Here is a 16881-nt window from a genome sequence, read left to right on the forward strand (position 1 = left end):
GACACATTTTCCCCAGTTCAAAAATACAGATATATAACTTTACTATCGTTGAATTAAACTTTTAATTATCAACATATAATAAACATTGCGTTTTATTATTTGGAAACTACCTTTCCGAGATCTTTAATCGTATGGCATTATAACCAGCATAAGCTGCAACAACCAAAACAGTTACCACCACATAATACACAAAAATAGGTACTGGTACTGGGTCTCCTTTAGCATAAGAATGCATACCTGCCAAGTAGTAATTAACACCTAAATAGGTCATCACTACCGAAAAGAATCCAACAACTGAAACTATATTAAACGACAATTGCCCCTTTAAACCAGGTATAAATCGCATATGAAGAATAAATGCATAGATCATGACAGTAACTAGCGACCATGTTTCCTTTGGATCCCACCCCCAATATCTTCCCCATGATTCATTGGCCCAAACACCACCTAAAAATGCCCCAATGGTAAGCAAATATAAACCTACAGTTAACATCATTTCCATAATGCTACTCAGCTCTGTAATTGTTAAATCAATCTTCTCTTCATTAGCCTCCTTCTTTAATCCAATAATGATTAAATTAAAGAAGCCCATAAATGCACCTAAACCAAGGAAACCATAACTGATTACAATAACAGCTACATGAATATTGAGCCAATATGACTTTAAAACAGGAACCAAGTTTGTGATTTCAGGATTCATCCACCCTAAGTGAGCTACCATTAGTACAATGCCTGTAAAAATACCTGCTATGGATAATACAATAGGTGTTCTTTTACTAAATATTAAACCTGCCAAAACAAGCGCCCAACCAATTAATAGCATCGATTCGTAACCATCCGTCCAAGGCGCATGACCTGAAATATACCAACGCGTAATCATACCAGCAGTATACACCAAGAATAGTAAAATCATTAACGCAGCTCCACCAACATTAAAAAACTTGGGTGTTTTTCTAGGTAGGAACAAATACACAAACTGTACAATAAGTAATATTAAGCCCAATATAAAGAACACTGGCGCTATCAATAAAAATACATTGGTTTTATTATAGAAAATTTCAAAATTGCGATCCTTCTCAGTCGGCAAAACATTTTCGCCAAACTTGTTTTGATATTTAGCGATGGCATCCACATAAGTGGCGGCATCTTCTTTTTTGCCTTCCTTTAATGCTTGTAGGTACACAGGAAAAATATTGCGCACAAACATGCTATCATCTGGACTTAATGCTGGAGACGGATTGCCTGGCGTTAACCAGGTAGCATATTCGTCTCCTGGTATTGGAAACAGCTTTAATAACTGCCCCGTGTGAACCAAATAAAACACATTCACTTGCTCATCAATCTTCACTACCTCATTCTGGAATTTAGATCTATACGCAGGTTTGGTTCTATAAGCTTCTTCAACCTGCTTTTTAAGTTTGTAATTTCCCGTAGAACCAAAGAAATCTGAGAATGATGCTTTCTTATCTGTATTACCAACGATAGCTTGAATAGGCTCTTCATCAACCGTAATTAACGGAACGCTTTTCCATGCTTCGGTATTACTTAAAATACTTAAAACCACTCTATCCGCAGAGTATCCTTTAAAACTATTGTGCTTAACTAACTTACGCAAAATCTCTCCATTTACGGAATTCATCGGCTTAAACCTACCTCCATTATCCTGCGCCCATAACTCTCCAAAAACTTTAGCTTGCTGCTCCGTAACATTAATATATGCATCAATATCCTGCGCTTGAGAAACTCCTGCAACAGATAATATTCCTGCCAATACCAGTGCTTTCTTTCTATTTCCAATCTCGCTTACAACCGTTCCTAAATGACGGAATCGACTTTTGGACGCTACCAATGATAAAATCATAGATAGTGTCATTAGAAAATAACCAATGTAAGTGATAATAGTACCCCATAAATCGTTATTCACCGACAATACCGTACCTCTTTCATCCGTATCGTAAGATGATTGATAAAAACGATAACCTTGGTAATACAATATGTTATTCATGAAAATTCTAAAATCTTTATTTACCCCATTTCGCGAATCTTTTAAAGTAACCTCACTGGCAAATGACGATGGGCTATCTGAACCTGGATACCTTTCCAACTGGAAATCGTTTAGTTTAATATCAAATGGTGTTGTTAATACAATAGAACCATAATTAAGCTTTAACTTAACACCTCCTACTTGTACACTTTTATACTCGCCAATTCTATCACCTCTTCCTTGTAGGGTTATTGTTTTTTCTTCTTCTCCTGCCTTAGCATTCACCACAATCGCTTCCATACCTGTTCCTTGCTCTCCCTCTTTTGCTGGTACCGCCTTTAAAATTGCCTTTTCCATATAATTGGTCTGAACCATAAAAAAGGAACCCGTTCCGTAAAGTACATTTGAATAAAATGGCTGAGCCTCACTTAAATCCACATCTGTTCTTTCTTGCGTTCCCATATCGGTAATAAACACATTAAACTTAGATGTAAAATATAATTGGTCGTCTTTTGGAAAGATATTAAAATCACAATCTTTTTCGGATGAAAACCCAATGGTGATATCTCCAATTTTAAAATCTTCACCAGGAAACATACTTAGGTTATTTCTTCCTCCACCAGCAGAAACTACTAGAGAAAGCATTGGTTCTCCATTTTCATCCTCAACAGGAATTAAGTTGGTGTTTTTAATGAACGAAACACTTTTCAATTCCACTGTTTCGTCACCAACATGTATCTTCTTTTTAAAGTAATCTCTACTTCTCTCCGACATCAACACATCAGATTTAAACTCCACTACTTCTCCATTCTTTTCACCCGAACCTGTAATATATGTTTTTGACGATAGAAACTGATCAGTGGTAGCGCCTTCGCGAATATGCATCATTCCTTCATATCCTACATATCGAGTTAAAGCAGCTCCAACAATGATAACAAAGAAGGACATGTGGAATAATAAAACCGGCAACTTGCCTTTCTTCCACATATATGCTTTGTTCATATTTAAAAACATATTAATCCCTAACAGCACAAAAACGCCTTCGAACCACCACGAGTTATAGTACAGAGCTTTTGCCGCATTAGTACCAAAGTCATTCTCTACAAAAGTTGCAATTCCCATGGCAGCTGCCAATATTAAAAATAACGTTCCCATTAAATAAGGAGCAGCCAGAAAGGATAGTATCTTTTTCATAAGATTATTAATTAATATCAAGATTCAAGCATTAAGTTTAACCAATAGCTTACCAAAGCTAATTCTCGGCATATACATACTAATACTATATCATGATTATTTTATGTGTTTAGATTTTTTCATTTGTTGATTTACGATAAGCTTTAACTTATCTGCCTCGCTAATCTATAAAATATTTCCGCAATAACATGCTTTAATTCAAAAAGGAAAAAACATAGAGCTATTGATATAAACCCGTATATTTGTCGCCTTATAAATATTATTTTGACTAACTTAGTAGTACATGCGTATATAACACAGCTACTTAATTAAAGTTTTATCAAAATAAACACATAAGTATATTTAAAATTGAAATAAACATTTACCTACTATAAAGATGAAAAGATTATTCTTTGGACTACTGACACTTCTGTCTGTTTGCTCCTACGCTCAAGACTCCGAGAAAAAAATCACAGTAAAAACTTATGGTTTTGTTGGCTTTGATGCCATCCATGACACCAGACAAAGCGTTTCGGTTAGACACAATCATGTGTATCTATATCCGCTTAACGAAAATCTTGATGCTAATGGCAAAGACATCAACGACCGTTCTAAAACAGACATGGGTATTGGAATATCTCGATTAGGTTTTGCCATAACTGGCCCTGATGCATTTGGCGCCACTACTTCGGCAAAAATTGAAGGTGACTTTCTGGGTGCTCCCGGAAACAGTAAAGACTACATGTTAAGAATACGCCATGCATTTTTTAACTTAAAATGGAATAAGTCGTCCTTACTAATTGGACAAACCTGGCATCCTTTATTTGTGCCAGAAAACTATCCCGCTATGGTAAACTTTGTAGTTGGAGCACCTATCCACCCAATTTCCAGAGCACCACAAATTAGATATACTTATCAAGCTTCTTCTGATTTTTCAGTAGCATTATATGCTATGTCGCAAGGTGATTTTAAAAATTCCGGAGCTTTAGAACAAACAGAATATGCTAACATTCCAGAAATGAATGTTCAGTTTAAGTATGGCTCTCCAAAGAAATTCTTTGCGGCTTCAACTTTTGGATTCAAGCAAGTTTTACCTAAAACTCTGGACGACGCAGAAAATTACTTAAACGAAAACGTAACCAGTTTTCACGCCAATCTTTCATTACGCTACACTACACCTGCAGTAACCTTTAAAGCTGAAGGAGCATATGGTGGCAACATGACTAACCTAGTAATGATTGGTGGTTTAGCCAGAAAAACAGAAAATGGAAATGCTGTAAATGGAGAATATGAAGCCATTAGAACATCCGCTGTTTGGACTGACATACATACGAATGGTAAAAAAGTGAAGTTTGGACTTTTTGCTGGTATCACAAACAATTTAGGAACTGCCAACGAGTCTTCTGTAATTGAAGACGAGATTGGATACACCAGAGGGTATAACATTGCTTCTGTTACAGCCGTTTCTCCAAGAGTAGTTTGGACATCTGGGAAAGTAAATATTGGGCTAGAGCTATTACATACCATCGCTGCTTATGGCGATGATTTAGATGAAAAATCGAAACCTATAAACACCAGAAACTTTTCAAATAACCGTTTAACACTTGGATGTCGATATAATTTTTAAATCGATATTAAAAGATATAAATTTGAAGCCCGTAAGTAAATCTTGCGGGCTTTTATTTTACATCATATTGAATGAAGAAAAACATAGGAATAGTAGCTGCCATATTGATTATTGTAGGCTTTGGAATGATTCATGGCTCTTATAACAATGCTGAAATATACGGAGGAAGTACCATTGGGGTAGGAAGCATCGCATTATTATACCTACTATACACATCTGGAAAGAAAAACGAAGAGGAACAATAATGTATTCGAAAAACGAAGAAAAAGAACTGAAGTTAGAGTTTTGGAGAAAGCTAGGTAATCGCACTAGAAAACTACCCGGACAGCGCGGGAAAGCGAAGGTATGGATTGGAGATAGAACAGACGTTAAGGGCGTTGACCTTAGATTTGATGTGGGCCGAAAAAAAATTATTGTTGCGCTTGAAATAAACATTAAAAACGAAACACGCCGTTTACATATATATGAGAAGTTAGAAGCCACCAAAAGGCTTTTTGAAAATGAATTTGGTGAAGAACTTATCTGGGATTTTGCCTACGAGAAAAAACACGGCGAAGAGGTGTGCCGAGTATACCAAGAAATTGAAGGAGACTTTCTTGTTCCAACTCAGTGGCCAGTTATTTTTAACTTTATGATTGATAAAATGCTTCGAATGGAAAAAGCATTCTTAGAAGTGCAGGACTACTTAAAGTATGACGAATTGAATCAGTAAGAAAAAAAAGTCATTGATCAACAGTATTAATACCAATGACCAATGACTATTTTTATAATGACAAATTTACGCCGAATTTCTACTAGCGTTAATATTTCCGAACATCGCTCTAATCACCATTTTTTCGAATACCTCTAAAGGTATTTCTTTATTGCCATTTTGCGATTCTTGAATTTTCATTAATGCATACTGCTGAATCATTAACAATGGCAGTACAATTCGCTCTCTTAAACGAATACTCATTTGACTTCTTGGATTGTCTGTAAGTAATCCTGATAAGCCAGATACTTTTAACAACATTTCATTCGTCAATTCATACTCTTCGTAAAGCATCTTCCAAAAGTCACCATACTTTTCATTCTTTTCCAGGTACCTGGTCAATTCAAAGTTGGTTTTACTCATACTTTGCATACTATTAGAAAGCAAAGTTTTAAAGAAAATAGAATCATTGTATAAATCTTTACAAGCTTGCAAGTTTCCTTTTTCCTCTTGTTCCTTTAATGCAGAACCAAGACCATAATATCCTGGTACATTTTGTTTCAATTGACTCCAAGCACCCACAAACGGAATCGCTCGTAAATCTTCAAAATTAATTTTACCGCCACCTCCGCGTTTAGTTGGGCGACTACCAATATTGGCTTTACCGTAATATTTTAAAGTACTTATCTCCTCTAAATAAGGAACAAATAGTTCGTGCTGCTTTAGCGATAAATATTTTTGATAACTACTTTCAGCCATCTCTTCAATAAAATCATGCTGCTTATCCTGCAACTGATTTTGTGGTTTGCTATATAACTTATTCGACAATCCAGCCGTTAACAAATAGCCCATATTATGCACTGCAGCTTCTTTAATACCGTAGTGTGAACTAATGGTTTGACCTTGTACAGTCATTTGGATTTGTCGGCTTTCGATATTTTTACCCATACCTGCATAAAAACGATGCGCATTACCACCTCCACGCGCTGGAGGTCCACCACGACCGTCAAAGAACACTACCTCAACATCACTTTCTCTAGACTTGATTGTAACGTTTTCTTTAGCTGAGAAAATAGCCCAGTTAGCCATTAAGTATCCTCCATCCTTGGTTCCGTCAGAGAATCCTAACATCACCGTTTGACTATCTGCCCTACTTTTAAGGTGCTTACGATAAGTTGGATTAGTATATAAAGTTTGCATGGCTTCTCCAGCTAACTTTAAGTCATCAATCGTTTCAAAAAGCGGAACAATATCTACGGTAAGCTCATCGTAACCCCAACCACAAATTCGAAACATGGCTAAAACTCTTGCCACATCAATTGGTCCGCGGCAGTTACTGATGATATAACGATGCGCTCCACGCTCTCCGTTTACACGCTGAATATCCTTAATAACACCAAACGAAGCTACGGTATCTTTTACAATATCATCCTCAAAGATATTAGGATCGGCAACACCACGCACATTCATTAACAACTGAATTTGCTCAGCCTCATCCATATCAAACAAGTTAGCTGGCAATAGTTCAGGGTAAGCTTCCATTACCGCCTTAAGCGCTTTGGCAATTATTCTACTATCCTGACGAATATCAATACTCGCCATATAAAATCCAAACAATTGGACTTTACGCTTCAGCGACTGTATCTTTTCAAGATATAAACCTTGATGTTGCTCAACAATTAAAGTCTCTATTTCTGTAATGCGATTTAATAAATCGTCTAATTTCACATTTGAACTTCCTGAAGCATTACTTAATTCTGCCTTAAAAAGATCTTCTATTTCAACCACTCTATCATGAACCCCTGCAAAAGTTACTCTCCGCTTAAGCTCTCTAACGTCATTATAGTAACAATTAGTAACCGTATTACGCAGTCTGGCCGCCACTTCTTTGGTGGTATCTACTGTTACAAATGGGTTACCATCTCTATCGCCACCAGGCCAAAATCCTAATGAGATAAATTGGTTATTCTGCTCTAAAGCTTCCTTGTAATCTTCCGCCGTTTTATCTAACAGCTGACCAATAGCAGGATAAAAAGTATCCTTTAAATAAAAGGTCAAACGATTAGCCTCATCCAACGGAGTTGGTTTAATTTTTTGAAAGAAAGGCGTTTTACCTAACTGCTGTAATAAATCTCTAACCTCAGCCACTTCACCTGTTTTAATGGCTTGCATCAAATCAGTAATAATGGCTAATACCTGAGAAGGGTAAAACTGCGTAGGGTGAGCAGTCAACACCACTCGCACACCAAACTCTTTAACTACCTCAGCCATCTTATCCTTCAGGTTATCCTTTTTTACCCTGTCACTAATTGAAGCATAGGAATTTTCACCTTTAATGCGATGAATTTTATTATAAGCAGCATCCTCTAATGCATCAATCAAAACAATTTGACGCTCGATATATTGAATGACCTTAAAAAGAAAATCATTTTGATCTTCTTCAGAAAGCTCTGATTTATGATTAGAGAAGAAGTTTTGTAAAATTGAAACTGGGTCTTCCCCATTATCAAGTCCATTGGTACATGCCTTGTACAGTAAAGGAATTAAATTCCCTGCTTTTTCAACCGCTTCTAATTGTAGCGATAAAAAGAGACTATTATAAAGCTGATACTTCAGCTCTATTTCTTCTTCGTAAGATTTTACAATTTGACTATTCATAATTTTTTGAACATTATAATAAATGGTAGTTTATGGTTTTAACAATGTTATAAAACAAAAGGGTACCGATTAAAGCACCCTTTTAAAATATACACTTAAGGTACTATTATTTCTTCTTTGACCAACTGTCTTTTAATGCAACAGTCCTGTTAAAAATAAGTTTATCACTGCTTGAATCTTTATCTACACAAAAATATCCGATTCTTTGAAACTGAAACTTATCTAATGCCTTGGCATCCTTTAATGAAGGTTCCACCTTCGCACGAACCACCTGCAATGAATCTGGGTTAATAAAGTCTAAATGATCAGCATCCTTTTGAGCTGCTGGTGCTTCGTGATTATATAATCTATCATACAATTTTACCTCAGCATCTACAGCATGTTTAGCCGAAACCCAGTGAATTACCCCTTTAATTTTGCGCGTAACAGTCGTGGCTCCACTCTTTGTTTCAGGATCGTAGGTGGCATATATTTCCTCAATAACACCTTCTTCATTCTTTTTTATACCAGTACAAGTAATAGCGTATGCACCTTTCAAGCGCAATTCCTTACCTACGGTTAAACGAAAGAATTTTTTAGGTGCATCTTCCATAAAATCATCTCTTTCAATATACACTTCACGAGAAAATGGAAGTTTTCTAGAACCCATAGATTCATCTTCTGGGTTATTGATTAATTCAACCCACTCTTCCTGATCTTCAGGATAATTGGTAATGATTAACTTTAATGGATCAATCACCGCATTTACGCGCGCTACTTTTTTATTCAAGTCCTCACGAATACAACTCTCTAATAAAGCTACATCAGTAATACTATCGCGATTAGTTACCCCTACTTTATCCGCAAAATTACGAATTGACTCGGGTGTATATCCTCTTCGACGCAAGCCTGAAACAGTTGGCATACGCGGATCGTCCCATCCTTCTACAATATCTTTTTGAACCAGCTCCAGTAACTTTCGCTTACTCATTACTGTGTAATTTAAATTCAATCGTGCAAACTCAATCTGGCGAGGCCTTACCTTCGCTTTCCAATTTTCATCAGCTTCCCTAATTTGATCCAGAAACCAATCATATAATGGTCGGTGCACTTTAAACTCAAGCGTACAGATAGAGTGGGTAATTCCTTCGATAAAATCCTCTTGCCCGTGAGCAAAATCATAAATAGGATAAATACACCATTTATCACCCGTACGATGATGCGCTTGATGAATTATTCGGTACATATACGGATCGCGCAAATGCATATTTGGCGACGACATATCAATTTTTGCACGCAACACCTTGGCTCCAGTTGGAAATTCACCAGCCTTCATTCTTTCAAACAAATCCAGATTTTCCTCTACGGAACGATTTCTGAAAGGACTTTCGGTTCCAGGCTCTGTCGGTGTTCCTTTTTGCTTGGCTATTTCATCCGCATTTTGATCATCAACATAGGCTTTTCCTGCCTTTATAAGCAATAAAGCCCATGCATAAAATTGATCGAAATAATCCGAAGCAAACTTCACTTCTTTCTCCCAATTAAAGCCCAACCACTTCACATCTTCCTGAATACTATCTACATATTCCACATCCTCTTTAACAGGATTGGTATCATCAAATCTTAAATTACATCCACCACCATACTTCTGTGCAAGACTAAAGTTTAAACAAATAGACTTTGCATGCCCAATATGTAAATATCCATTAGGTTCTGGTGGAAAGCGTGTTAATACAGCTCCGCCATTCTTATTCTCTTCTAAATCCTTATCTATTTCCAGATGAATAAAATTCGATTTTACTTCTTCTGAATGATTATCATTACTGTCTTTGTTCATTGGTATGTGCTATATATCGATGATTCCTTTATAATTTTTCCTGCAAACATTAAAAATGTTCGATTAATAACCCACAAAAATAAAGCTTTTAATATAATAGGCGATTATTTATTATTAATAGTTGTAAAAAAGATGAATATAATACCAAACAAAAACTTTTGTCTTTTGTCTTTTATAAAATGTGCATTTTATAAATTTGCCACAACAATATCACATTAGGAAAGTTAAATAACTTATGCAAAAAGGTATAATAGAATTAGAGGAGATGGAGTTTTACGCTTACCACGGATGTTTTAAAGAAGAACAAGTGGTTGGTAATCGTTTTATCGTAAACATTTCTATACAGGTAGATGTTAATGTACCGAGCAAATCAGACAATATTCAAGATGCTTTAAATTATGTTAGTGTCTATGAAATAACCAAACAAGAAATTCAGCAGAAATCGCATTTGGTAGAACATCTTACCGAGCGAATTTTAAATGCAATTCATGCAAAATTTGATTATGTAGATTGGGTTAAAGTGAAAGTTTCTAAAATGAATCCACCTATGGGCGGACAAATGAAAGCGGTGAGCGTAACCATGCAACGTTAATTAACATTTAAGTAACGCCCTGATAAAACAACAGTTACAATAGGTAAAGTTAAAAATTAAGCCAAAATTCAATTTTATATTTGCAGGGAATTAATTTAATCACTTATTTTGCAAGCCGAATAGGAAACGGTTCCTTGGCCGAGTGGCTTAGGCACTGGTCTGCAAAACCAGTTACGGCGGTTCGAATCCGCCAGGAACCTCTCAAAAACGCTCGCTTTTGGTTATAAAGTGAGCGTTTCTGGTATTATACAGGGACATAGTTAATTAAAAGCTTTCCCTGACCAACCACCTCATCCTATATAAAGCCAAGAAAGACAATATTTTACATACGTATCAAATTAATTAAGTGACAAGAGATGGACGCTAGAGAAAGAAAAAACATCAAGAAGGGAACTAAAGTGGCGATTCTTCAAAAGCAGGATGAACGTTCTGGACATTTAACACATGGTGTTGTTCAGGATATTATTGATGAAGTGGGTTTCCACATGAAAGGAATTGAGTGTAAACTAAAGACTGGACAAACAGGCAGAGTAAAGCTAATTAAGCTTTAACAGACACTTTAGTTACAAACAAAAACTCCCGATTTTCAATTGAAAATCGGGAGTTTTTGTTTGTAATCTGTTATCTAAATCAAGAAGCAATAATGATCCTTTTAGAGAATTATTATTTAACAACTAGTTTCAACGGTTTATTATTCCCTACTTTTACTAAATACACACCAGCATTCAGGCTAGAAATATCCATAACGTAATCTGAATTTGTGGGTACTTGCTCCATCAGTATACGCTTACCACATATGCTTAAAATATCAACTAATATATAACTATGTTGAACATCTGTAATTTTAATATTTACAACATCACTAGCAGGGTTAGGGTGAATAATACAATTTCTGACATAACTTTCAGAATCAAGATTTGTTGCCACAGATGCTGACTTCATTTCAGAAACTCGCTCTAAGGTAAACTTATCCATGTTCCAAGTCCAATTAGTAGAACCTGCGGTTAATTTAATCAAATGATTTCCTGCAGAAAAGTTGGCTGTTTTACTAGCTTTAAGTGCCTGGTAATTATCCCAACTACCATTATTAGGAACGGTAGTTGTGTTAAAATAAGTACCGCTAACACTAAAGTCAATTGTTGATCCTGTTATAGGCGATGATGTGTAGTAAGTAATTTCATATGCACCATCTTCAGGTATGGAAACAAGATATTCCACCCAATCACCTTTATTCACATAGTTAATTTTTGTTCCTGCATTATTTACTCCATAGTTTACATATCCATCATTAAAAGTTCCATCTGTATCAGAAAAACTCTCTGCTTCAATGGTAATAGTTGAGCCTACCCCTGTATTGCTCGAATCAACAGGTTTATATACTCGCACCCAGTCTACTAACATTTTATTTTTAGACGCATCTGCCAAATCAGCAGCCGATGGTGTTGAACCAGTTAACCAACTCTGCGACTCCATATTAATGATAATATCAAGATCCTTAGTAAATCCCCGTGCTTCATTTGTTATTCCATTATTGTCTAAATCGTTATCATCACTTCCCTGAAACCAACCTGTATCAATTACATTATATCCTTTAGAAGCATTACTTGCATTTTGAAGCGTACTTAAACTATAGGAGCTTGATGTGGTAAAAGTTGCAACATCAGAATAGCCATCGTTCCCATTTGTTGGCATACTATAGCCATTACCATCTTTAGTTACAGAATTATAATAAGTATACTCCCAAGTACCATTAATTTTAGTTGCCATGGCATTATAATACATTACACGAACCAAGTCTCCATCTATATAATACTCAAAATGCTTTGGAGAAATCCAGTACACACCCATACGCATATAACGTCGATTACCACCATTCCAGCAATATGGCCCCCAACCGCCAGCATCTGTAATTTTTGAAATTGGATACCAGCTATTTTTATCTCTAGGCTGATAATCGGTAAATGGGTTACGAACAAAGGAATGATGACTAATATGAGTAAAATTCTTGAACCAACTTACACCACCATAGTTTTCAATAATATCTATTTCTTCCGTATCATCAGGACTTAATAGCCAGAAACAAGAAGCTAATGAAATATTAGCAACACTCACTGAAGCCTCTACATAAGCAGGATAAGAAACCTTACTATTTGAAGTAACACAACCCGAAGCAACTCCATAGCTACCTCCTTTACTATTTTTGGACGTATAAGCTACGGTTATAGCAAGGTTATCTCCATCTACAGAAACCTGAGAATTATTCCAATAGGAATAACCTGGACCATCCCATGAATTGTGATAAAAATTATACCATTGATTATTAGGCCCAAAGTTAGATTTATCAGCAAAGCCTCCTGAATTAAAGGAATTTGTATAACTAAAGTCATCCGACAGATTAGTTTGAAGCTGCCACTCTTTACCGTTTCCGGCATTGGCAGGAATAGAGATATTACTCCATTCTTGTGCATTAGAAATTACTGCGATGAAAAGCATCGCTACAGAAAATAAAGTTGTTTTCATAAGATTTAATTTTCACAAGTTTTCCTCAACACTAAGGGTAACTGTGTTGAGGAAAAATGTTAATTTTTACACTTGTATTATATTCTCGAAACTATTATTAAGATAAATACAGTACAGCTTGTAAAAAACAACTAATGCAGGGGGAGTATGATAACTATCATTCTGTACGCTAGATTTAATAAGGGGTAGCGTAAGAGATTAGATCGGCGAAATAACATGATAATATTTAATAAAAACTCGCCTTATAATCAGATCTGATCAATTTAAAAAGTATACAATTATTTAATAGGGTTTTCAATGTGCGACCTTAATATTTTGCGACAACAATATTAAGATATAGAATCAGCACATTGTATTAGGTACAATTTAGATGAAAGGGCTGACCTTTATCCTGATAGAACTATTTTTCTTCTTGATTTTCCCACCAAGAAGAAAAAATATCTTAATGCTTAACAATACACCCAGTAATGATGATAAGATTTTAATACATTAACTTTATAATTTTTAATCACATTGTGCATTATTTACTTTTTGCGGACAATCATTTAAATTTTCTTTTAGCAAAGTCACTATTTTAGGATTCAAAGTTGGGTTTAATCCAACTTTCTCATTCAAATAATCCTTGTCAAAACCTACGATTCTTTCATTATCAATAATTAATAAGGGACGACGAATTAAAAGGTGGTCTTTCATCAAAAGCTCAATAGCATCTTGAGCATTATACTTTTGGGGGTTAACCTCACCTGACTGAACGGATGGAGCATTTTTATTGAACCAATCCTTTACTGGTAAACCCTCAAAAAAATTAAGTAATTCAATTTGCTTCCAATCATACTGTACAATATGAATAGAGTTGACCGTATGCCCAGCCATTTCTAGGATTTGTTTTTGCTTAGTATTATTTATACAACCCGTTTTTTCGAAGAATGTAATTGTAGCCATTTAATATGAATTTTAGTTTTTAAAAGCATATCAAATTTAGTTCCTGAAATACAATTACACTCTATATCTGCCAATTACAAACACAAACACCTGACAGTTCCTTACATTTTTGTAGACATTAATATAAAATGAAACCGAAAAGTCTAAATTATTTCAATAACAATTACCACATCTTCTTTAGCAAAAAGAATCGTGTACTTTTTGCTAACTTCTTATTGTTTTATTTCATATGATAACACGATTACATTGAAATTGCCTATAAATAGCCGTAACTTTAATGTATGGTAGACATGTATGAAATACAGAATCAACTTTTTGAAAACATCAAAAATAAGATTGATGCTAAGTATTCTCTTGTACATGAAGTATCTGAAGCACTAGAAATAAGTTATGACAGCACCTATAGGCGCCTTCGTGGAGAGAAGCAAATTACTCTACAGGAAGCCTTTGTTTTAAGTCGTAGATTCAACGTATCTCTAGATGCTATTTGCCAGGTAGACTCCAACTACCTTCCATTTATTTGTAATCCTGTTGAACCTGAGAATTTCTCTGGGATAAAATGGCTCGACAATGCACTAAATAATGTAACTCAATTTTATAATGCGAACATTACTGAACTCACCTATGCTGCCAAGGATCCTCCAATATTTAGCTACTTTCAATTTCCTGAAATAGCTGCATTTAAATTTTTATTTTGGGAGAAAACATTATTTAAATCGAAGGGCTTGGCTAAGCAAAAATTTAGCATTCAGCATACAAATCCATCTATTATAGATCGTTGTAAACAAATTGCTATCATTGCACTTAAAATTCCAACAACAGAAATTTGGAATGAAGATACATTTAGGATATTACTTCGACAAGTGGAGTATTATTGGGTTTCTAATTATTTCAACACAAAGGAAGACCTTATTTCACTATTAGAATGTCTTGAAAAATGGCTAAACCACACCAAAAAAGAGGCTGAAATAGGCATGCGTTTTTTATATGGAAAAGAACCCAAGGGTATACCAAACAGCTACAAACTATATGAAAATGAAATTGTTTTGAACGACAACACTATCTTTATTCGCCTTCCTAATAATAACGTCACTTTTATAACTTATAATGTTCTTGGACTTTTATCATCTAACAATGATGCCTTTTGCAAAAACATAGAACGGTTTCAGCGTGCTATAATCTCTAAATCTAACTTAATTAGTCAATGTGGAGAGAAAGAAAGGAATCGCTTTTTTAATAAACTTCATTTTGCCATTGATCATTTTAAAGAGAAATATCATATATAATCAAATAACAGCCACTAAACCATCTTCTTTCATTATCGATCTTCTATTTATTGATGTTGCCCAATAGTAGAAACGCTTGGGCAACATAGCTACAATAGCATAAATAATCCGATTTATAAATCCAGGTATACATATTACCTTATGTATACTTATATTTTTAAGACTATAAGCGACCACCTCATCTGCCTCCATCCATAAAAACTTACTTTTAAGTATTTTTTGTTCTTTAGCCTTCCCTTTTCGCCTTAAATGAAAATCCGTTTTTACGAAACCCGGACAAAGCGCCTGTACATTTATATTATACCTTTCTAAATCCAAATAAAGACATTCGGAGAATGAAACCATAAACCTTTTTGAAGCACAATAGAAATAATTAAAAGAAGCTGGCATAAAGGCAGACAAAGAGGATACATTTATTATTGTGCCTTTTTGGTGCATTATCATATTAGGAACTACCGAATGAATCAAATGGGTAGCAGCTGTAATATGTACATTTAACATACGATTTTCCTCTTCGTAACTATGATCAAAAAAACCTTCTGCACTACCATAACCAGCATTATTAATGAGCAATTCAACAGAACGCATTGTTTTAATATGCATTAAAAGCTTTTTAAACTGATTGGAATCATTAAACTCTACCCGCATTATTTCAACCCGAGCATTAAAAGAATTTTCAAGTTGACACTTCAGTGATTTTAAAGCATCTACTCGTCTACCTGTTAGTAACAAATGCCAACCTTGACTAGCTAATAAGTGAGCATAGGCCTTTCCAATACCACTTGTTGCTCCTGTTATAATAGCTTGTTGATTTTTCATTTTACTATTCTTAATTTATTCGTATTTCTATACACTCCGAATTAACTACCCATACGGTGAAAAAGCATCATCAAAATACATTAGATTCTATTATGATAATCTATTCTTCAATCGCCTAAGATTAGCATAAAATACATTTTTAAGCACAGGCTCTTGCACCCATTGTGGAAACATAGGAGGCTCACTTGAAAAAGTTGTAAAAGTAATTTTGGTTTTTTGATGACCCACTCTCTTTAATTTCCATACAGCCTTATAATCTTTAATTCGCACCAATTCCGTATCTAAATGAGGACTGCCTTTTCCACTCTGCACGGTTAAATAATAACTATCTTTATTTTCTCTAGCAACCGAGTATTTAGCTATTAAATCCCTATTAGACATAGGCCATGGCAGCTGAATTTCCATATACACCCAGTGCGCCTCTGGATCACCTACTTTTTGGGCAACCTTTATTCCTTTCATCCACTCTTTAATCGTTTCATGACTATTCAGATAACGCACTACATCCTCCATACAACTTTCCACTTCAAATTCACCTTTACGTTCTCTAACATTAAGTGAATCGTTAACCTTTACCCATCGTTCGTAAAGGGCAATACCTTTAGCGTCTTTCACACACACCCATTCCGAATAATACATTGATGCGTTAACAAATGCCTTTTCTTTCAACACAGCAGGGTTTAAATTTAAAAGCATCCTAATCAAGAAATAAACAAGAATTACCATTTTTCTTTATATTAGTTAAACATCTTCTGAAGTAAAATTAAGGATGA

13 protein-coding genes and 1 tRNA gene are annotated in these 16881 nt (G+C 35.1%); 7 read left to right on the forward strand and 7 right to left on the reverse strand.

From position 1 onward, the window contains the following. Window positions 1-106 precede the first annotated feature (106 nt). Window positions 107-3178 (reverse strand): cytochrome c biogenesis protein, encoded by a 3072-nt coding sequence (ccsA, locus tag A8L32_RS21220; RefSeq protein WP_075591470.1) that lies wholly within the window; start codon window positions 3176-3178, stop codon window positions 107-109. Window positions 3179-3554: 376 nt separating this feature from the next. On the opposite strand from ccsA, the gene A8L32_RS21225 reads away from it, so the two are divergent. From A8L32_RS21225 to A8L32_RS21230, 3 genes are all read left to right on the forward strand, one after another. After that, window positions 3555-4784 carry a DcaP family trimeric outer membrane transporter gene (locus tag A8L32_RS21225; RefSeq protein WP_075591471.1) on the forward strand — a complete coding sequence of 410 codons (1230 nt, stop codon included), beginning with the start codon at window positions 3555-3557 and terminating at the stop codon, window positions 4782-4784. 71 nt (window positions 4785-4855) lie between these two features. Next, the gene (locus tag A8L32_RS23570) at window positions 4856-5029 is read left to right on the forward strand and encodes a hypothetical protein (protein WP_158027274.1); all 174 of its coding nucleotides are present in this window, start codon (window positions 4856-4858) and stop codon (window positions 5027-5029) included. Next, window positions 5029-5496: a DUF4268 domain-containing protein gene (locus A8L32_RS21230; RefSeq protein WP_075591472.1), complete on the forward strand. Its 468-nt coding sequence runs from the start codon at window positions 5029-5031 to the stop codon at window positions 5494-5496. The genes A8L32_RS23570 and A8L32_RS21230 overlap by 1 nt, the downstream gene beginning before the upstream one ends. A 66-nt stretch (window positions 5497-5562) precedes the next feature. On the opposite strand, the gene A8L32_RS21235 is transcribed toward A8L32_RS21230, so the two are convergent. Further along, window positions 5563-8133, reverse strand: a complete 2571-nt coding sequence (locus tag A8L32_RS21235; protein WP_075591473.1) for a phosphoenolpyruvate carboxylase — start codon at window positions 8131-8133, stop codon at window positions 5563-5565. 106 nt (window positions 8134-8239) lie between these two features. After that, on the reverse strand, window positions 8240-9949 hold the full coding sequence (locus tag A8L32_RS21240) for a glutamine--tRNA ligase/YqeY domain fusion protein (RefSeq protein ID WP_075591474.1): 1710 nt from the start codon (window positions 9947-9949) through the stop codon (window positions 8240-8242). A gap of 235 nt (window positions 9950-10184) precedes the next feature. Here A8L32_RS21240 and folB point away from each other — a divergent pair, with 235 nt between their 5' ends. The 3 genes from folB to A8L32_RS21260 all read left to right on the forward strand — a co-directional run bounded on the left by folB (window position 10185) and on the right by A8L32_RS21260 (window position 11092). Next, the gene (gene folB / locus A8L32_RS21250; protein ID WP_075591476.1) at window positions 10185-10541 is read left to right on the forward strand and encodes a dihydroneopterin aldolase; all 357 of its coding nucleotides are present in this window, start codon (window positions 10185-10187) and stop codon (window positions 10539-10541) included. A 128-nt stretch (window positions 10542-10669) separates the two neighbouring features. After that, window positions 10670-10741 (forward strand) — tRNA-Cys (locus A8L32_RS21255). A gap of 156 nt (window positions 10742-10897) precedes the next feature. Then, complete coding sequence (locus tag A8L32_RS21260) at window positions 10898-11092, forward strand: YwbE family protein (RefSeq protein WP_075591477.1); 195 nt, start codon at window positions 10898-10900, stop codon at window positions 11090-11092. Window positions 11093-11204: 112 nt separating this feature from the next. Here the strand turns inward: A8L32_RS21260 and A8L32_RS21265 are convergent, their stop codons facing one another. Further along, window positions 11205-13061 (reverse strand): carbohydrate-binding protein, encoded by a 1857-nt coding sequence (locus tag A8L32_RS21265; protein ID WP_075591478.1) that lies wholly within the window; start codon window positions 13059-13061, stop codon window positions 11205-11207. Window positions 13062-13565: 504 nt separating this feature from the next. Next, complete coding sequence (locus A8L32_RS21270; RefSeq protein WP_075591479.1) at window positions 13566-14003, reverse strand: ArsC/Spx/MgsR family protein; 438 nt, start codon at window positions 14001-14003, stop codon at window positions 13566-13568. 290 nt (window positions 14004-14293) lie between these two features. On the opposite strand from A8L32_RS21270, the gene A8L32_RS21275 reads away from it, so the two are divergent. Beyond that, window positions 14294-15289, forward strand: coding sequence for a hypothetical protein (locus A8L32_RS21275; RefSeq protein ID WP_143525189.1), 996 nt, complete (start codon window positions 14294-14296; stop codon window positions 15287-15289). Here the strand turns inward: A8L32_RS21275 and A8L32_RS21280 are convergent, their stop codons facing one another. After that, complete coding sequence (locus A8L32_RS21280) at window positions 15290-16108, reverse strand: SDR family NAD(P)-dependent oxidoreductase (RefSeq protein WP_075591481.1); 819 nt, start codon at window positions 16106-16108, stop codon at window positions 15290-15292. 90 nt (window positions 16109-16198) lie between these two features. Beyond that, window positions 16199-16834: an SRPBCC family protein gene (locus A8L32_RS21285; RefSeq protein ID WP_143525190.1), complete on the reverse strand. Its 636-nt coding sequence runs from the start codon at window positions 16832-16834 to the stop codon at window positions 16199-16201. Between the last annotated feature and the right edge of the window lie 47 nt (window positions 16835-16881).

This window comes from Labilibacter marinus, assembly GCF_001659685.2.
Classification (GTDB): domain Bacteria; phylum Bacteroidota; class Bacteroidia; order Bacteroidales; family Marinilabiliaceae; genus Saccharicrinis; species Saccharicrinis marinus.

What these genes read in the sequence shown, in the direction of transcription:
- A8L32_RS21265 (WP_075591478.1), bottom strand. Translation starts at nt 13,061, where the DNA reads ATGAAAACAACTTTATTTTCTGTAGCGATGCTTTTCATCGCAGTAATT.
- A8L32_RS21225 (WP_075591471.1), top strand. Translation starts at nt 3,555, where the DNA reads ATGAAAAGATTATTCTTTGGACTACTGACACTTCTGTCTGTTTGCTCC.
- A8L32_RS23570 (WP_158027274.1), top strand. Translation starts at nt 4,856, where the DNA reads ATGAAGAAAAACATAGGAATAGTAGCTGCCATATTGATTATTGTAGGC.
- ccsA (WP_075591470.1), bottom strand. Translation starts at nt 3,178, where the DNA reads ATGAAAAAGATACTATCCTTTCTGGCTGCTCCTTATTTAATGGGAACG.
- A8L32_RS21235 (WP_075591473.1), bottom strand. Translation starts at nt 8,133, where the DNA reads ATGAATAGTCAAATTGTAAAATCTTACGAAGAAGAAATAGAGCTGAAG.
- A8L32_RS21270 (WP_075591479.1), bottom strand. Translation starts at nt 14,003, where the DNA reads ATGGCTACAATTACATTCTTCGAAAAAACGGGTTGTATAAATAATACT.
- A8L32_RS21240 (WP_075591474.1), bottom strand. Translation starts at nt 9,949, where the DNA reads ATGAACAAAGACAGTAATGATAATCATTCAGAAGAAGTAAAATCGAAT.
- A8L32_RS21280 (WP_075591481.1), bottom strand. Translation starts at nt 16,108, where the DNA reads ATGAAAAATCAACAAGCTATTATAACAGGAGCAACAAGTGGTATTGGA.
- A8L32_RS21230 (WP_075591472.1), top strand. Translation starts at nt 5,029, where the DNA reads ATGTATTCGAAAAACGAAGAAAAAGAACTGAAGTTAGAGTTTTGGAGA.
- A8L32_RS21260 (WP_075591477.1), top strand. Translation starts at nt 10,898, where the DNA reads ATGGACGCTAGAGAAAGAAAAAACATCAAGAAGGGAACTAAAGTGGCG.
- A8L32_RS21275 (WP_143525189.1), top strand. Translation starts at nt 14,294, where the DNA reads ATGTATGAAATACAGAATCAACTTTTTGAAAACATCAAAAATAAGATT.
- folB (WP_075591476.1), top strand. Translation starts at nt 10,185, where the DNA reads ATGCAAAAAGGTATAATAGAATTAGAGGAGATGGAGTTTTACGCTTAC.
- A8L32_RS21285 (WP_143525190.1), bottom strand. Translation starts at nt 16,834, where the DNA reads ATGGTAATTCTTGTTTATTTCTTGATTAGGATGCTTTTAAATTTAAAC.